Origin of the sequence: Marinobacter sp. S6332 (assembly GCF_023016045.1) — a bacterium.
Lineage (GTDB): Bacteria > Pseudomonadota > Gammaproteobacteria > Pseudomonadales > Oleiphilaceae > Marinobacter.
On the sequence record NZ_JALKAP010000001.1, the window covers coordinates 366,212 to 381,613 of the forward strand.

At 53.7% G+C, this 15,402-nt stretch carries 12 protein-coding genes; 4 read left to right on the forward strand and 8 right to left on the reverse strand.

Features of this window, described 5'->3' with window-relative positions; all coding sequences use genetic code 11:
- Window positions 1-81: 81 nt before the first annotated feature.
- The 6 genes from MWU62_RS01675 to MWU62_RS01700 all read right to left on the reverse strand — a co-directional run bounded on the left by MWU62_RS01675 (window position 82) and on the right by MWU62_RS01700 (window position 8,296).
- Window positions 82-2,067: a diguanylate cyclase gene (locus MWU62_RS01675; protein WP_247113119.1), complete on the reverse strand. Its 1,986-nt coding sequence runs from the start codon at window positions 2,065-2,067 to the stop codon at window positions 82-84.
- Between the two features lie 90 nt (window positions 2,068-2,157).
- Window positions 2,158-2,409: a formate dehydrogenase subunit delta gene (locus tag MWU62_RS01680; protein ID WP_247113120.1), complete on the reverse strand. Its 252-nt coding sequence runs from the start codon at window positions 2,407-2,409 to the stop codon at window positions 2,158-2,160.
- Window positions 2,406-3,278, reverse strand: coding sequence for a formate dehydrogenase accessory sulfurtransferase FdhD (fdhD, locus tag MWU62_RS01685; RefSeq protein WP_247113121.1), 873 nt, complete (start codon window positions 3,276-3,278; stop codon window positions 2,406-2,408). Before fdhD ends, MWU62_RS01680 begins: the two co-directional genes overlap by 4 nt.
- On the reverse strand, window positions 3,259-6,180 hold the full coding sequence (fdhF, locus tag MWU62_RS01690) for a formate dehydrogenase subunit alpha (RefSeq protein ID WP_247113122.1): 2,922 nt from the start codon (window positions 6,178-6,180) through the stop codon (window positions 3,259-3,261). The genes fdhD and fdhF overlap by 20 nt, the downstream gene beginning before the upstream one ends.
- A 1-nt stretch (window position 6,181) precedes the next feature.
- Window positions 6,182-7,741, reverse strand: a complete 1,560-nt coding sequence (locus MWU62_RS01695) for a formate dehydrogenase beta subunit (protein WP_247113123.1) — start codon at window positions 7,739-7,741, stop codon at window positions 6,182-6,184.
- Between the two features lie 18 nt (window positions 7,742-7,759).
- Window positions 7,760-8,296, reverse strand: a complete 537-nt coding sequence (locus MWU62_RS01700; RefSeq protein WP_247113124.1) for a formate dehydrogenase subunit gamma — start codon at window positions 8,294-8,296, stop codon at window positions 7,760-7,762.
- Window positions 8,297-8,389: 93 nt separating this feature from the next.
- Between MWU62_RS01700 and MWU62_RS01705 the strand changes: the two genes are divergently transcribed.
- Window positions 8,390-9,466 (forward strand): substrate-binding domain-containing protein, encoded by a 1,077-nt coding sequence (locus MWU62_RS01705; protein WP_247113125.1) that lies wholly within the window; start codon window positions 8,390-8,392, stop codon window positions 9,464-9,466.
- 7 nt (window positions 9,467-9,473) lie between these two features.
- Here MWU62_RS01705 and MWU62_RS01710 read toward each other — a convergent pair whose 3' ends face one another.
- Window positions 9,474-11,138: an OFA family MFS transporter gene (locus MWU62_RS01710; RefSeq protein ID WP_247113126.1), complete on the reverse strand. Its 1,665-nt coding sequence runs from the start codon at window positions 11,136-11,138 to the stop codon at window positions 9,474-9,476.
- Between the two features lie 505 nt (window positions 11,139-11,643).
- On the opposite strand from MWU62_RS01710, the gene MWU62_RS01715 reads away from it, so the two are divergent.
- From MWU62_RS01715 to MWU62_RS01725, 3 genes are all read left to right on the forward strand, one after another.
- Window positions 11,644-13,368, forward strand: coding sequence for a potassium/proton antiporter (locus tag MWU62_RS01715; RefSeq protein ID WP_247113127.1), 1,725 nt, complete (start codon window positions 11,644-11,646; stop codon window positions 13,366-13,368).
- 210 nt (window positions 13,369-13,578) lie between these two features.
- On the forward strand, window positions 13,579-14,037 hold the full coding sequence (locus tag MWU62_RS01720; RefSeq protein WP_247113300.1) for a L,D-transpeptidase family protein: 459 nt from the start codon (window positions 13,579-13,581) through the stop codon (window positions 14,035-14,037).
- Window positions 14,038-14,240: 203 nt separating this feature from the next.
- On the forward strand, window positions 14,241-14,522 hold the full coding sequence (locus tag MWU62_RS01725) for an Lpp/OprI family alanine-zipper lipoprotein (RefSeq protein WP_200363547.1): 282 nt from the start codon (window positions 14,241-14,243) through the stop codon (window positions 14,520-14,522).
- Window positions 14,523-14,624: 102 nt separating this feature from the next.
- Here MWU62_RS01725 and MWU62_RS01730 read toward each other — a convergent pair whose 3' ends face one another.
- A complete protein-coding gene (locus MWU62_RS01730) occupies window positions 14,625-15,377 on the reverse strand; it encodes an SDR family oxidoreductase (protein WP_247113128.1) in 753 nt (250 codons plus the stop codon).
- Between the last annotated feature and the right edge of the window lie 25 nt (window positions 15,378-15,402).

Here is a 15,402-nt window from a genome sequence, read left to right on the forward strand (position 1 = left end):
ACAGCCACCGATATGCAAATTAATTGCGCATGAAAATTATTCCCAAAAAATGAATTGTGGTTCACGCATTGAGTGACTTTGCTAACTATTTTTCGAGGCTTTAGGAGGATGCTCCCGAATGAAAAACCGGTTTTTGCCTGCCCGCTTTGCGTCATACATGGCTGCATCGGCACTTTGCATTATACTCTCGCTGGTAAAGCCTTTACCGTAGGCAACTGCTATGCCAATGCTTACGCCCACACGGGCTTCACCCTCTGGGAGTAATATTGGCTTGCCCACAGTTTGAATGATTTTTTCTGCGACCAGTGAAACACTCTCAGGCGCGGACACTTCTGCGAGCAGTATGATGAACTCATCGCCACCCATACGTATAACGGTATCGGTTTTGCGAACACAGTGTATTAACCTAACGGCAACTTCTTTAAGCAGCAGGTCGCCCGCATCGTGGCCATACCTGTCATTCACTTCTTTGAAATGATCAAGGTCCAAAAACATCAATGCCAGCAAGCGGCCATGCCGCTCTGACATATCAGCCGCATGTTGTAGGCGGTCTTCCAGCACTCTTCGGTTAGGAAGGCCTGTGAGGCTGTCTTGGTACGCCAGTGTGTGGATTTTGTTCTGGTAATCTTTGATTTCGGTAAAATCCTGAAATGAAACCACAACGCCTTCATCGCCCGTTTCATCGTTTAGCGGCGCAGCGTTCAGGCTCACCGATATATGCGCGCCATCTTTGCGACGGAAAGTGTCTTCCTTACTGCGGTAGATTTTTCCAGTTTTCATAACATTGAGGATGGGGCAGCCAGCCTCTCCTTCAGCATGCACATGGAATACCTGATGCCCATTCTGGGTTTCAAGTTCCGCAGCGCTCCAGCCCAGAATGTGCTCTGCCTCAGGGTTCACATAAGTAACGATGCCCGCCCTGTTCATCACAATTAGGCCTTCACCCAAAACACTGGATATCTCCCCAAAGCGTCTGGCTTGCTGCGCAATCTCGCGCCTTAATTGCTTGCGTTTGAATTGCGAAAAGCGCAGATAGAAAACCAGAGTTAGCAATAGCAGAAGACCACCCAAATACCCAACCACGAGCAAAGGCTGACGGTAGAAGTTCAAGCCGGGTAATGCGTTGTTAGGAATAAAAGTGACGGTTTTCCAATAATAGCTTTCCGCCTTATCCTCTCCCGCATTCACCGCAGGCAGAGCGCCGATTCGTTCCAAAGGGTAAACCGTTTCAAACAAAAACAAGCCAGCGGGGGTATACACATTACCCTTGTCGGCTTTCATGATTTTTTCCCAAGCTTCCGGGTATTCGCGTTTGAAGGCGGGCGGCAAACCAAACATAAACCCCCATTCCTGATCACTATCAGGCCCGTGGAGTATGTGGCCTTCACTGTTCAGCAAAAAGGCATCGTATACATTCGTCATACTCAGGCGGAAGGTGTCCAGCAGCAATTCACCGCCTACGTTGAGCACTACCATACCGCCCTTACCGGTGCTCTGATCCAAAACCGGCACCCCAAACCTCAGAGTAGGTAGATAGGGCACGTCGATCAGGCCTTTTTCCACATTTAGATCAAGAGGAGAGACGTACACCTCTCCATCTGCCAAAGCCCGAATGTTTTTGAAGTAATAACGACCGGCTTTAGACTGCAGTTCATGGTCCTGAGTGACCAAACTACGCCCATACATATAATCCAGACGGACAAGCTCAACACCACCACTATCAAGAAAACGAAGCTGGCTGTAGGTGGGCTTTTGTTCGAGCTGTACGCTAAAGATTTTTTCCAGTTGGCGCTTGTATTCTGGGCTACGGGTACGATTGTATAAGCGGGTGACGGGCAATTGCGCAATGGCTTGCAGGTCGCTGGCGGCGTAATCAAAGCCTTGCGTGAGCAACCATTTCGTCAGTTGAACTTTGGCGTTTTCCTGAGCTTTCAGCAGTTCGACCTGCTGGTTGGCCCGGTACTGTGCAACGCCATATACGACAAGGGTAAAAATAAAGGTGCAAATCAAGCCTGTGGCCAGAGCAGACTTAATGAATCCCTGATGCTGACTTCTGCTATCCAACATGCTTCAACGCGAACGCCCTATTATTTATGTAATAATTGCAAGTATGGACACTTAAGCAGGTTTGTCTACATCAGGGACTTCACAGGTCATCTATGAGGCAGGCTGTTCCTTACTATCTGCTACGCATGCCAGCTTTCCAATCGTCATTCGCGGCAACTCCGACAAGGCTTCCGGGTTCTCGTTAGCGTATGCAATGACTTGTTTTTTCATGCTGCGGGCCCAGAATTTGTGCAGGTGGTCGGCTGCCACATCTGTCACCTTGTCTTCATCGCCATGATGCCGGTTGTTGGCTATTATTTGGTCGAGCATTTTAATCAGGTTGTTCAACTGCTGATCACTCACAACTCTCTCTCCTGAGCCTTTGCATCGCCAGAGGCATAGATTACGTGTCGGCCAGGGCGGGCAAAACCAATTAGATTCATGCCGCTTTTTTCGGCCTCTCGAATCGCCAGAGCAGTCGGGGCAGACACTGCCACCAGACTGCTTATCCCCACGCTAGCGCTTTTCTGCACCATTTCAAAACTTGCTCGGCTAGAGATCAGGGCAAAGCCGTCATCGAAGGCTTGGTCGCCATGCTGTCGTAGCCGGGCACCAATCAGTTTATCCAGTGCGTTATGTCTTCCAACATCTTCCCGGGCGAGCACTATGCGGCCCTGAAAATCGCACCAGGCTGCGCCATGGGTGGCTCCGGTTTGCAGTTGTAACGGCTGCTGCTTTTTCAAATTGTTCAGTGCAGCCTGCACAGCTTTGTAGTCGGGGATTGGCGCTGGAGCGACGTTCTCTAGGATTCGCACCACGTGGGCAAGGGACTCTGTACCGCAGAGCCCGCACCCGGTTCGACCCGCCATGTTGCGGCGCTGCTCCCGCAAACGGGCGTAGCAATCGCCGGCAATGTGCATGTCCACTTCTATGCCGTCTTCACCCGGTTTTATCTCAATACTGAACAGCTGATCCGGCTGCTGCAGAATGCCTTCACTCAAGCTGAAGCCCAGGGCAAAGTCTTCGAGATCGCAGGGGGAAGCCATCATCACCGCATGGGATACACCGTTGTAGACCATGGCCACCGGAACTTCTTCCGCAACAAGATCCTGAGAACGGGCGCCTGCAATACCACCGCGTACACTCACCCGCGCTTCACTCACCGGGGGTGAAGCGCTTGCAGCTGTGTCATCCATGGCAGCGACCCCCTGTTTACTTGAGAGCGTTTGCATGGCTGCCCTCCTGCTGTCCCATGGCCGGTTTCAGCAGAGCCTGCTGGCGCTTGTCGAAATCCACAAAATCACGCTGCCAATCCGAGGGCTGGGACACTTTCTCTACCTGAACGGCGGTTACCTTGTATTCCGGGCAGTTGGTTGCCCAATCGGAGTTGTCCGTGGTGACCACGTTGGCCCCGCTGCCCGGGTGATGGAAGGTGGTGTAAACAACGCCCGGTAACATGCGGGTACTCAGCTTTGCCCGCAGCACCGTGTGGCCTACACGGCTGCTTATACCCAGCCAGTCACCGTCTTTTACCCCCCTCAGCTCTGCATCACTTGGGTGCAGTTCCAACACGTCTTCTTCGTGCCAATCACTATTGCTGGTGCGGCGGGTTTGAGCACCAACGTTGTATTGGGAAAGGATTCGCCCTGTGGTCAGCAATAGCGGGAAGCGGCGGCTGGCGCGCTCTTCAGTCGCCAGGTACTCGGTAACAGCAAAACGGCCCTTGCCAATGGGGAAATCCGCCGTGTGCATGGTGGGCGTACCATCCGGATGCTCATCATTGCAGGGCCACTGAATACTGCCTAGCTGCTCCAGCTTGTCGTAATTCACGCCGGTAAATGTGGGGGTTAGTGAGGCAATTTCATCCATGATTTCAGAAGGGTGGTTGTAGTGCATGTGGTAGCCCAGAGCGTTAGACAACGCCATGGTTACTTGCCAATCTTCCATTCCTGCAATGGGCTCCATCACTTTACGCACGCGGTTGATGCGGCGCTCCGCGTTGGTGAAGGTACCGTTCTTTTCCAAAAAGGTGGAGCCCGGCAGCAATACGTGGGCAAACTTGGCGGTTTCGTTCAGGAAGATGTCTTGCACAATCAGGCAATCCAAAGCTTTCAACGCCGCTTCTACGTGCTGAGTGTTGGGGTCCGACTGGGCAATGTCCTCGCCCTGCACATACAGCGCCTTGAAGGTTCCAGCGATAGCCGCATCAAACATATTAGGTATGCGCAGGCCGGGCTCGTCATCAATCGGTACGCCCCACACAGACTGGAAGCGCTCACGCACTTTCGGGTCATTAACATGCTGGTAACCGGGTAGCTCGTGAGGGAAGGAACCCATGTCGCAAGAGCCCTGCACGTTATTCTGGCCCCGCAGCGGGTTAACGCCGCCGCCTTCTTTGCCTATGTTGCCAGTAGCCAATGCCAGATTGGCAATGCCCATCACCATAGTGGATCCCTGGCTGTGTTCGGTTACGCCCAAGCCGTAGTAGATGGCGCCATTGCCTGCCTGTGCATAGAGGCGGGCGGCTTCACGAACTTTATCTGCCGCTACACCGGTGACCGCTTCCATGGCTTCCGGGGAATTGCGTTCCTCGGCGATAAAGCTGCGCCAGATGTTATAGGCGTCTGTATCGCAGCGGCTGTTAATGAAGTCGTTATCTTCCAGCCCTTCGGTCACGATTACGTGGGCCAGCGCGTTCACAATGGCCACGTTGGTACCAGGGCGCAGAGGCAGGTGAATGCCTTCACCACCGTGTGGCGTGTTTAGCACGTCAATACGGCGCGGATCTATCACGATCAGTTTGGCACCCTGGCGCAAACGCTTACGCATCAGCGAGCCAAATACCGGGTGGGCATCGGTTGGGTTGGCGCCGATCACCATGATGGTGTCGGCCTTCATCACCGAATCGAAGGTTTGCGTACCGGCGGATTCACCCAGTGTAGTTTTCAGGCCATATCCGGTGGGGGAATGGCATACCCGAGCGCAGGTATCGGTGTTGTTATTGCCGAAAGCTGCGCGTACCAGTTTTTGCACCAGATAGGTTTCTTCGTTGGTGCAGCGTGAGGACGTAATACCGCCGATGCTTTCACGGCCATACTTAGCCTGAATGCCCTTGAGCTTTTTGGCGGAGAACGCCAGCGCCTCGTCCCAGGACACCACTTTCCAGGGGTCGTTGATGGAATCGCGGATCATCGGCTCTTTTATGCGGTCGTCGTGGGTGGCATAACCGAAGGCAAAGCGGCCTTTCACACAGGAGTGGCCATGATTAGCCTCACCGCCCTTGTAGGGCACCATGCGTATCAGTTGATCGCCCTTCATTTCGGCTTTAAATGAGCAGCCGACACCACAGTAAGCGCAGGTGGTAACCACGCTGTGTTCTGGTTGACCAGCGTCGATCACGCTCTTTTCCATTAGCGTAGATGTAGGGCAAGCCTGCACACAGGCGCCACAAGACACACACTCAGAATCCATGAACGGGTCGTTCTGGCTGGCAGCGACTTTGGAATCAAACCCCCGGCCTTCGATGGTCAGCGCAAAGGTGCCCTGCACTTCCTCGCAGGCCCGCACGCAGCGAGAGCAGACAATGCATTTGCTGGGATCGAAGCTGAAATACGGGTTGGAATCGTCTATTTCCGCATCCAGATGGTTTTCGCCTTCAAATCCGTAACGCACTTCCCGCAGGCCGACTGCACCGGCCACATCCTGCAGTTCGCAGTTACCGTTGGCCGGACAGGTCAAGCAGTCCAGCGGGTGGTCGGAGATGTACAACTCCATGATGTTGCGGCGCAGTTTGGCCAACTGGCCGGTTTGAGTGGTCACTTCCATGCCCTCTGCCACCGGTGTGGTGCAGGATGCCGGGTAGCCACGACGGCCTTCGATTTCGACCGCGCACAAGCGACAGGAACCAAAGGCCTCCAGATTATCAGAGGCGCAAAGTTTGGGAATGTTAATGCCCGCCAGCGCGGAAGCACGCAATATAGAGGTACCCTCTGGCACAGTAATGTCTCTGCCATCTACAGAAATGGACACGAGAGTTTCGGACACACTCGCTGGAGTACCGTAATCAAAATCCGGATTCAGGCCGTTTTTGCCAGGCTCGTAGCTTTGGATGCTCGGATCATAATAATGCAACATGTCATGCCTCCACTGGGCGCGGGCTGGCCATCAGGTCTTCGGGGAAATACTTCATCACACTCTGTACCGGAAAAGGGGTCATGCCACCCATGGCGCAGAGGGAGCCGTCCACCATGGTTTCACACAGGTCTTCCAGCAATTCCAGATTACTGTCCCGGTTTTCGCCAGCTCGGATTCGATCAATCACTTCCACGCCGCGCACTGAACCAATCCGGCAAGGTGTGCATTTACCGCAGGATTCCACAGCGCAGAACTCCATGGCAAAGCGGGCCTGCTCGCCCATATCCACTGTGTCGTCAAACACCACCACACCGCCATGGCCGATGCCCGCGCCCAGTTTGGCGAAGGCTTCGTAATCCATGGGGGTGTCCCATTGCTCTTCCGGCATGTAGGCCATTAATGGGCCGCCGACCTGAACCGCTTTGATGGGCCGGCCGGTAAAGGTGCCATCGCCAAAGTCTTCCAGCACTTTGCGCAGGGTTACGCCGAAGGCCAGCTCAATCAGACCGCCCTGTTTGATATTACCTGCCAGCTGGATAGGCAAGGTGCCCAATGAACGGCCCATGCCGTAATCGGCGTAGGCTTTGCCCCCGTGGGCCATGATGTATGGAACGGCAGACAGGGACAGTACGTTGTTCACTACGGTTGGCTGGCCGAACAGGCCTTTGATAGCAGGCAAAGGTGGTTTGGAGCGCACCAGTCCGCGCTTGCCTTCCAGACTTTCCAACAGTGAGGTTTCTTCACCGCAAATATAAGCGCCAGCGCCTAAACGTACTTCCAAACGGAACGAGCGGCCATTGCCGCACACGTTATCGCCCAGATAGCCGTGGGCTTCTGCCCTGCGAATGGCTTCATCCAGCATTTTTTTGGACAACAGGTATTCCGAACGAACATATATGAAGCCCAAAGTCGCACCCACTGCCAAGCCAGCAATCACCATGCCTTCAATCAGCATGTAGGGGTCACACTCCATCACCAGACGATCAGCAAAGGTGCCGGAATCGCCTTCATCGGCGTTGCACACCACGTATTTTTGCTGTTTTTGTGGCTCATCCAGCACAGTTTGCCATTTGATGCCTGCTGGAAAGGCAGCCCCGCCACGGCCGCGCAGTCCAGAGGTTTTTACTTCATCCACAATGCTTTGGGGCGTCAGTGCTGCGGCTTTTTTCAGTCCCGCAAAACCGCCGTGAGCAATATAATCTTCAATACAAACAGGATCGGTAATACCGATGCGGGCAAATGTAAGGCGTTGCTGGCGCTGCAAATAGGCGTGCTGTTCGATATCGCCCAGATACAACGGATGCTCGGAGTTGCCTTCAAACAAACCAGCAACCACCAGTTCTTCCACCTGATGGGGCGCTACCGGGCCATAGGCCACACGGCCATAGGGAGTTTGCACTTCTACCAGCGGTTCCAGCCAGAACAGGCCGCGGGAGCCGTTGCGAACCAGATGAATATCCAGATCTTGCAGCTCAGCAAGGTTCTGTAGCTGTTTCGCCACGCGGTCGGCCCCTAAAGACAGGGCTGTGGTATCGCAGGGCACGTAAATTGTTGTTGTCATGGTGTTTGGCTCCTACCTTTATTTTAGCTGCAGAACAGAGGTTGTCAGGCTGTCCGCCAGCTGATCAAAGGTTTGCGGGGTAACCCGACCAATGGTTTCATTGTTCACGCGAATAGAGGGGCCGCAGGCACAGTTACCCAGACAATAAACCGGCTCCAGAGTGAACTCGTTATCGGCAGTGGTTTGGTGGTAGCCCACACCCAACTTTTCCTGCACATGGCGCTCTAGCGCACGGCCACCCCTAGCCTGGCAGGCTTCGGCACGGCATATTTCAAGCACGTTGCTGCCCGCCGGACGGGTGCGGAAGTGATGGTAAAAGCTGATGACCCCATGCACATCAGCGCGGGTCTGTTGCAGCATGTCCGCAATAATGGGCACGGCGCCTTCCGGAACATAGCCAATACGGTTTTGTATAGCATGCAGAATAGGTAACAGCGCACCGGGTTCGTGCTGCAGGGCAGCCACCTCTTCACGGATCGTCTCTGGGCTCCATTCACTGCCACCGGGAGGAATTACCCCCGCTTCATTCGGGTTGGCTCTCTCTGAAATATGCATAATTGTTCTTACCTATTTTTATTCTGATACAGTACCAAGCTTGTTATAACGCAAAATTAGCATTCCAGACACCATCACGGAATATGAACACATATGCATAACAAAAAACTAAACATATCCCCCGCCTGGGTCTTTCGTACCGACACCAACGAATTTTTCGAGCCGGTGCTGTTTCGCTTGTTGGAGAGCATTCGCGATACCGGCAAACTCACGATGGCCGCGACAGCCGCTGGCATCTCCTACCGGCACGCCTGGAACCTTCTCAACCGTGGCGGCGACACCCTAGGCTTGCCATTAGTGGTTATGCGCAAAGGCCACGGCAGCAAGCTATCAGCTCTGGGCGAACAACTGCTGTGGGCTGAGCATCGGGTAAAAGCCCGATTGGGGCCACAAATCGACAGCATGACTGCCGAACTGAACGACCAGATTCAACAACTGCTAGCCGGTGCCAAGCCCACACTGCGACTACACGCCAGCCATGGCTACTCAGTGGCGCTGCTGCCGGAGTTATCCCAACAGATCAACGTGAACCTGCAATACCGCAACCCGGAAGAAGCTCTTTCTGCCCTCAATCGTGGCGAGTGCGATGCTGCCAGCTTTCACCTACCTACCTGCCCAGTGCTGGCTCAGCAGATCATTCATCATTACCAGCGGCATCTGGACAGCAACCATCACCGCCTGATTCGTTTTGTCACCCGGCGCGAAGGCCTGATGATGCGCAAAGGGGAGCACCCACACGTTCGTACCCTGCAGGATCTAAGTACCTCGGGACTCAGCTTTATCAGCCGCGACTCCCACTCAGGTACCCGCATTCTTCTCAACCTGTTGCTCAAACAACAGGGTTTGGCAGAAGACAGCATTAACCGCACCGCCCAGCAGGAGTTCACTCACACAGCCATAGCGGCCTTTGTGGCCTCTGGCATGGCAGAGGTTGGCTTTGGTGTGCAAGCGGCAGCCGAACAATTCAATTTGAACTTTATTGAAATGGCCAGCGAGCACTACATGCTGATTTTCCGTAAAGATCGTTTGCCTCACGAAACACTGGATCAGTTAACTGCGCTACTGAAATCTCCGGCACTGATTGATCGCATCAACCAGGTACCCGGTTACGCACCGGACAACCCCGGAGAAGTCACCACGTTTGAGGCGCTGACCGCCGGGGAGCCCTGAACACACATCAAAACAAGGCAGCGGCCTTGGCAATTGCGATGTAAAGCCCGACCATGAAAGGCACACCCACGGCCAACCAAGCCAACACACCGGTAAGCCCAAACGCCCCGCGCGCGGCTGTTTTCGCTTTTGAGGAAATACCGTTATCGCGCTGCAACATGCGCTCGTGGGCTAGCTCTTCATCGGTCATGTGCAGCGACGAGTCCACCGGGCGCACCAAAGCGTTGCAGATCAGCCCCAACACCAGTAGGCCAGCCATAATGTACAGCGTGCGGTCATACACCAGAGCTGGCTCAATACCCGCATCCAACTGGACTTCACGAATCAGCGCAATCACCACTGGGCCAACAAGGCCTGCGGCTGTCCAGGCGGTTAACAGGCGACCGTGGATGGCGCCTACCATTTGCGTACCAAAGATATCCGCCAAGTAAGCTGGTACTGTTGCGAAGCCGCCACCGTACATGCTCAAAATGATGCAGATGGAGATCACAAACATGCCAGCCATACCCATGTGGCCCCAAGTTGGCAGCAGGCAGTAAAGGGCAATACCTAGCACAAAGAAAGTCAGATAGGTGTTCTTGCGACCCAGCTTGTCAGATAGCGAAGCCCAGAACAGGCGCCCAACACTATTGAACAAGCTGATAAGCCCCACCAAACCGGCAGCTGCCGCCACCACGGCGGCTTTCTGCGCCTCAGTAAGCGCCACAGCTGAGTCTTTAATACCCACAAGCGCCCCGCCAAACACATCCTGCAACATCGGGCTGGCCATGGAGATAACGGCGATGCCTGCGGTTACGTTTAGGAACAGCACACTCCAGATCAACCAGAACTGTTTGGTTTTCCAAGCCTTTTTCAGGTGAACATGACCGTGGGTAATCATCGCGTCGGCCTGCTGACCTTTGGGTGGCTCCCAACCTTCCGGCTTCCAGCCATTCGGTGGTACCCGGAAACCCAGCGCACCAGCCATCATGACGAAAAAGTAGATAACGCCCATAACCACCAACGTCATAGCTACACCGGCGGCGCCGCCTGCAGATAAATAACTCATCAGCCATACTGCCAAAGGCGCACCCACCATGGCGCCACCGCCGTAGCCCATGATAGCAAAGCCGGTGGCCATACCTCGGCGATCCGGGAACCACTTGATTAACGTTGAAACCGGAGTGATATAGCCCAGCCCCTGACCAATACCACCAAGTACGCCACAACCGAGATAAAGCAACCAAAGCTGGTGGGTCATAACACCCACACCGCCCAGAATCATACCGCCACCCCAGCACAATGCCGCAATCGCTCCGGCTTTACGCGGGCCTGCATGTTCCAACCATGCACCCCAAAGCGCGGCCGAAATGCCGAGCATGGCAATGAATATTCCGAAGGTGTAGGTAACGTGGCTGACCGCCCAGTTACATGAGGTGGTCGTCAGCGCTTGAAAAAAACTGATGTCTGCACAGGCGACCGGATCTGCGTCAGCCACAAGGTTTGCCATTGGCAACCAAAATACCGAAAAGCCATAAGCCATCCCGATACAAAGGTGTATTGCCAGCGCCGCGGTGGGTACCAGCCAGCGGTTAAAGTTAGGACCGGCAACGGTGTTTTCCCGATCGAAAAAGCCCGGCTTTGAGCGCGAGGTATCGCCACCATACAGGCGGTCTTCGGCTATCCCATCCATAAACAAACCCTTTTGTTTTTGTCATTTTGTTATTGGCGATAACGACATTACGCTCTGTCACAGACTTATATATGCAGTCACGTGCCTATATAATCTCTTAATAAACGCCTAATCGTCTGGCAATGATTTGATTAGTTGGGATGAAAAACATCAACTAGCTAAACGTATTATGAATATCTGTGCTTATATAGCGCACAAGCAACACACGTCTGCCTCAATGCCCAGAAAAGAGTAAACCCGCTGAATCTTGGTACCCGTTCTTGGGAAGCCCTGTGTTCCGCGTGCCCTATCCGGTGACGGACTCTTGGTGGTACGAATTACGTGACAAGCTGGGAGTCTGATATCCTATCGCTGGTGCAAATGGGCGGGGTTGCCCGACGCAAACAGAACCAACGATTGGGGCGGGCGGGTGAAGGCACCGAACCGGGCTCGCCCAACAGCTTGATTACCTGCACAATGCCGACGCTTCCACTAGTTTTGTCGGGCACTCACATACGGAGTTCTGATGGATCCAATGCTTACTCTGGTCGGCGCTCTGATGCTTGTCATCAGCATCCTCTTGAGTCCACTTTCCAGCCGGGTAGGTATGCCAGTACTGCTTGTATTCCTAGCAGTAGGCATGATGATGGGCAAAGACGGCCCTGGCGGCATTGAATTCGACGACTTCCAACTTTCTTTTCTTGTGGCCAGCTTGGCGCTGGGCGTGATCTTGCTTGATGGTGGTATGCGCACCCGGGCAGAAACCTTCCGGGTAGGCCTTAAACCAGCCATGCTTCTTGCGACAGTTGGCGTTGCCATGACGGCCCTAGGTTCTGCACTTGTCGCTTGGCTGGTTTTCGATTTGAGCTGGATGACCGCATTATTGGTGGGTGCCATCATTTCATCCACCGACGCAGCGGCCGTATTTTCATTGCTGCAGGGTCGTGGGCTGCACCTGAATGAACGGGTTAGCGCCACTCTGGAAATCGAATCAGGCAGTAACGACCCCATGGCGATCTTCCTTACGCTAATGATGGTCACCCTGATTGCCAGCGACGGTGATCATGCCATTCAAGACTCACTGATCTTGTTGTTCAAGCAGTTCAGCATTGGTGGTATTGGTGGTGTTCTTGGCGGCTTCCTGATTTCCGAACTGACCAATCGCATCCGTCTGATGCCATCACTCTATCCACTGCTGGTAGTAGCAGCAGGCATTCTTTTGTTCTCTGTGATTAACCTGTTCGGCGGCAGCGGATTTCTGGCCATCTACCTCTGCGGTGTTGTGATCGGTAACCGCAAGGTGCGGATGATGCCAATGATCCTGCAGGTACACGACGGTTTGGCCTGGCTGGCTCAGCTATGCCTGTTCCTCATTCTTGGTTTGTTGGTTAATCCATCCGACCTACTGCCCCTTGCGGGAAGTGGTCTCGTGCTTGCGCTCGCCCTGATTTTCGTGATCCGGCCGATCACCGTTATGGCCACTATCTGGCCTTTCGGTTTTAACCGCAGGGAGCTGGGCTTTATCAGCTGGGTAGGCCTGCGCGGTGCCGTACCGATTGTGCTGGCACTGTTCCCAATCATCGCAGGCCTTCCGGAAGCCCAACTGGTGTTCCATGCCGCCTTCTTTATCGTACTGGTTTCCCTGCTGGTTCAGGGCACCACTATCACCCCGCTGGCACGCTTGCTGCGCTTGGAAGTCCCCGCGAACGGCGAGCCTTTTCGTCGATTGCCGCTGGATGCTCCGGCCGCTGGTGATCACGAACTGATGCTGTTCCCTCTGCGGGGCGAGAACTGGGAGACCCCAAGAGTGCTGGGCCAACTACGGTTTCCGGAAAACACAGCCGTTGCCGGAGTGTTCCGTAACCGGGTTTGTCTACAGCCAGAGGCTGATCTAGAAGTCTCCAGTGGCGACATGGTGGCCATGTTTGCCACGCCCAGCGTAATGAAGGAACTGGGCAAATCACTAAGCGGGCGCCACACACCCAAGTATCTGGCTGAAAGAGCCTTCTTCGGGGACTTCGTGCTCAATGGCGATGCGCTGCTTGGCGATGTGGAACAAGTTTATGGCATCGAATTTGATGAACTGTCGCCGAATTTGTCTTTGGCCGAGTGCTTTGCAAAACGCACCAAAGGCCACCCGGTGATTGGCGATACCGTTGTACTAGGCCCGGTTACGTTGGTAGCGAGGGCGACAGAGGCAGACCAAGTGACCAAAGTTGGTTTAAAAATGGATAAGTCGCAAAATGTGTGACCGGTTCATCGGATAGCCATAAAAGTTAACAAAACCCCTTAACATCTAGCGCATCGGTTATGTTATAAACGGTTCTGCGCAAAGATTAATCATTGGTAAGTTAAGGTTATGGCTATTCCTCGTTTATTAACTCGCTGCTTTTTGGCTTTTTTTATAGCTTTGAGCCTTCCCGCCTACGGTTCTGAGTTACTTGCCAGAGCAGATACCCGCATGCCGGTCATTGAGGAATCTCCCGTCGACTCCTTGGTGGTAAACCGGGTATTGGTAAAAAAAGGGCAACGCCGACTTTATCTGATGAACGGTGAGGAAATCGTCCGTAGCTATCGTATATCGCTTGGAGACAACCCTGAGGGGCATAAACTCTATGAGGGCGACGAACGCACGCCGGAAGGCGACTACACCCTAGACTGGCGCAATTCCGGTAGTGATTTTTACAAATCCATTCATATTTCCTACCCCAGCGCCAAAGATCGTGAGATGGCAGAAAGTTGGGGTTTGGACCCTGGCGGCAGCATTATGATCCACGGCCTACCTAATGGTGCAGGTGATATGGCGTTTGCCTATACAGGTTTGGATTGGACCAACGGCTGCATTGCCGTCAACAATCAGGAAATGGATGAAATCTGGCAACTGGTAAACGACGGCACGCCAATACGCATCATCCCCTGAGTACCTCCCCCATGACACAAGCATTAAGTTGTTGTCATAACCTAAGAAAATTTACGTATACTTAGTTAACATTTCTGCTTAGAGTGTTTTACACTGTTTCACGACTCCGGTAGTCAACGCCTATCGGGCCGAAGCTGACAGGAAGTCGTTTGAACTGACTTTCGGATCAACAGGAAATAACTCGACCAATAAGGGGATTTACAATGCGTAAACTGACGATCGCCGGAATCGCACTGGCTACCGCTCTAACTGCAGGCTGTGCAACTAGCGACCAGGGCGCTCTTGACGAAGCCAATGCAACTGCTAACTCTGCCGAGCAATCTGCAGACAAAGCAATGAACACAGCTAACAGTGCCGCCAGCGCCGCGCGTTCCGCGCAGCAAACTGCTGACCGTGCTCTGGCAGCAGCGAAAGCAGCTCAGAAGTCTGCTGACGAAGCAAACGAGCGCGCCAAGCGTATGCTCGACCGTGCCAGCAAGAAGTAAAACTTGAGCTGAAGCACTACGAAAAAAGGCCGGGAACCCCGGCCTTTTTTTATGACACTACCTTTTGTGGCACTCCTCAATAGGGTAATGTCGAAGGGCGTGCTAGAACATTTTGGCGAGCACAGAAACCGGTAAGCGCCGGATTAGAAAACCGATGGGCGCCCAAGGCCAGGTAGGAACAAAGCTCTCGCTTTTACCGGATTCAATAGCCTTCACCATAGCTTTACAACCGGTTTGTGCATCCACAATGAAGGGTGCATTCTTTACCTTCTCATTGATTGCCGTTCTGATGTAGCCCGGATACAGCGTTGTCACCTTGATTGGTGATTTCGCCTTTTTCAGCTCAACCCTCAAACCTTCTGAAAGCGCCGCAAGGCCCACCTTGGTGGCCGCGTAGGTGTTCACATTACCCGGCATACCACGAACAGCTGTTACTGACGACACGGTAACCAGATGCCCCCGGTTTTGCTCGCGAAAAATCTCCATAGCCGCCTCCATTTGCGCCAAGGCGGCAACGAAGTTTGTTTCTGCGGTCTGGCGGTTGGCGTTAAACGCACCGGTGCCCAAAGGTTGGCCTTTGCCAATGCCAGCATTAACAATCACCCGGTCAAGAGTGCCGAATTCCTGCTGAAAGGCTCGGAAAACCTCGAAATTCTGTTCGTAGTTGTTCACATCGAGAGCACGAATACTGATGATAATCTGAGGGTATTTGCCCGCCAGCTCATCACGTAATGTTTCCAGCCGTTCGGTACGACGGGCGCACAGCGCTAGATTATCACCTCTGGCCGCAAATTCACGGGCCATGCCCTCACCAAGCCCGGAACTGGCTCCGGTGATCAGTATGGTGCGCTTCATGGATTCTCCTGTTTTATCGTTATCT

Excerpts from the sequence above, each read along its gene's own strand:
- MWU62_RS01675 (WP_247113119.1), bottom strand. The coding sequence starts at position 2,067 with ATGTTGGATAGCAGAAGTCAGCATCAGGGATTCATTAAGTCTGCTCTG.
- fdhD (WP_247113121.1), bottom strand. The coding sequence starts at position 3,278 with ATGCAAACGCTCTCAAGTAAACAGGGGGTCGCTGCCATGGATGACACA.
- fdhF (WP_247113122.1), bottom strand. The coding sequence starts at position 6,180 with ATGTTGCATTATTATGATCCGAGCATCCAAAGCTACGAGCCTGGCAAA.
- MWU62_RS01695 (WP_247113123.1), bottom strand. The coding sequence starts at position 7,741 with ATGACAACAACAATTTACGTGCCCTGCGATACCACAGCCCTGTCTTTA.
- MWU62_RS01700 (WP_247113124.1), bottom strand. The coding sequence starts at position 8,296 with ATGCATATTTCAGAGAGAGCCAACCCGAATGAAGCGGGGGTAATTCCT.
- MWU62_RS01705 (WP_247113125.1), top strand. The coding sequence starts at position 8,390 with ATGCATAACAAAAAACTAAACATATCCCCCGCCTGGGTCTTTCGTACC.
- MWU62_RS01710 (WP_247113126.1), bottom strand. The coding sequence starts at position 11,138 with ATGGATGGGATAGCCGAAGACCGCCTGTATGGTGGCGATACCTCGCGC.
- MWU62_RS01715 (WP_247113127.1), top strand. The coding sequence starts at position 11,644 with ATGGATCCAATGCTTACTCTGGTCGGCGCTCTGATGCTTGTCATCAGC.
- MWU62_RS01720 (WP_247113300.1), top strand. The coding sequence starts at position 13,579 with ATGCCGGTCATTGAGGAATCTCCCGTCGACTCCTTGGTGGTAAACCGG.
- MWU62_RS01725 (WP_200363547.1), top strand. The coding sequence starts at position 14,241 with ATGCGTAAACTGACGATCGCCGGAATCGCACTGGCTACCGCTCTAACT.
- MWU62_RS01730 (WP_247113128.1), bottom strand. The coding sequence starts at position 15,377 with ATGAAGCGCACCATACTGATCACCGGAGCCAGTTCCGGGCTTGGTGAG.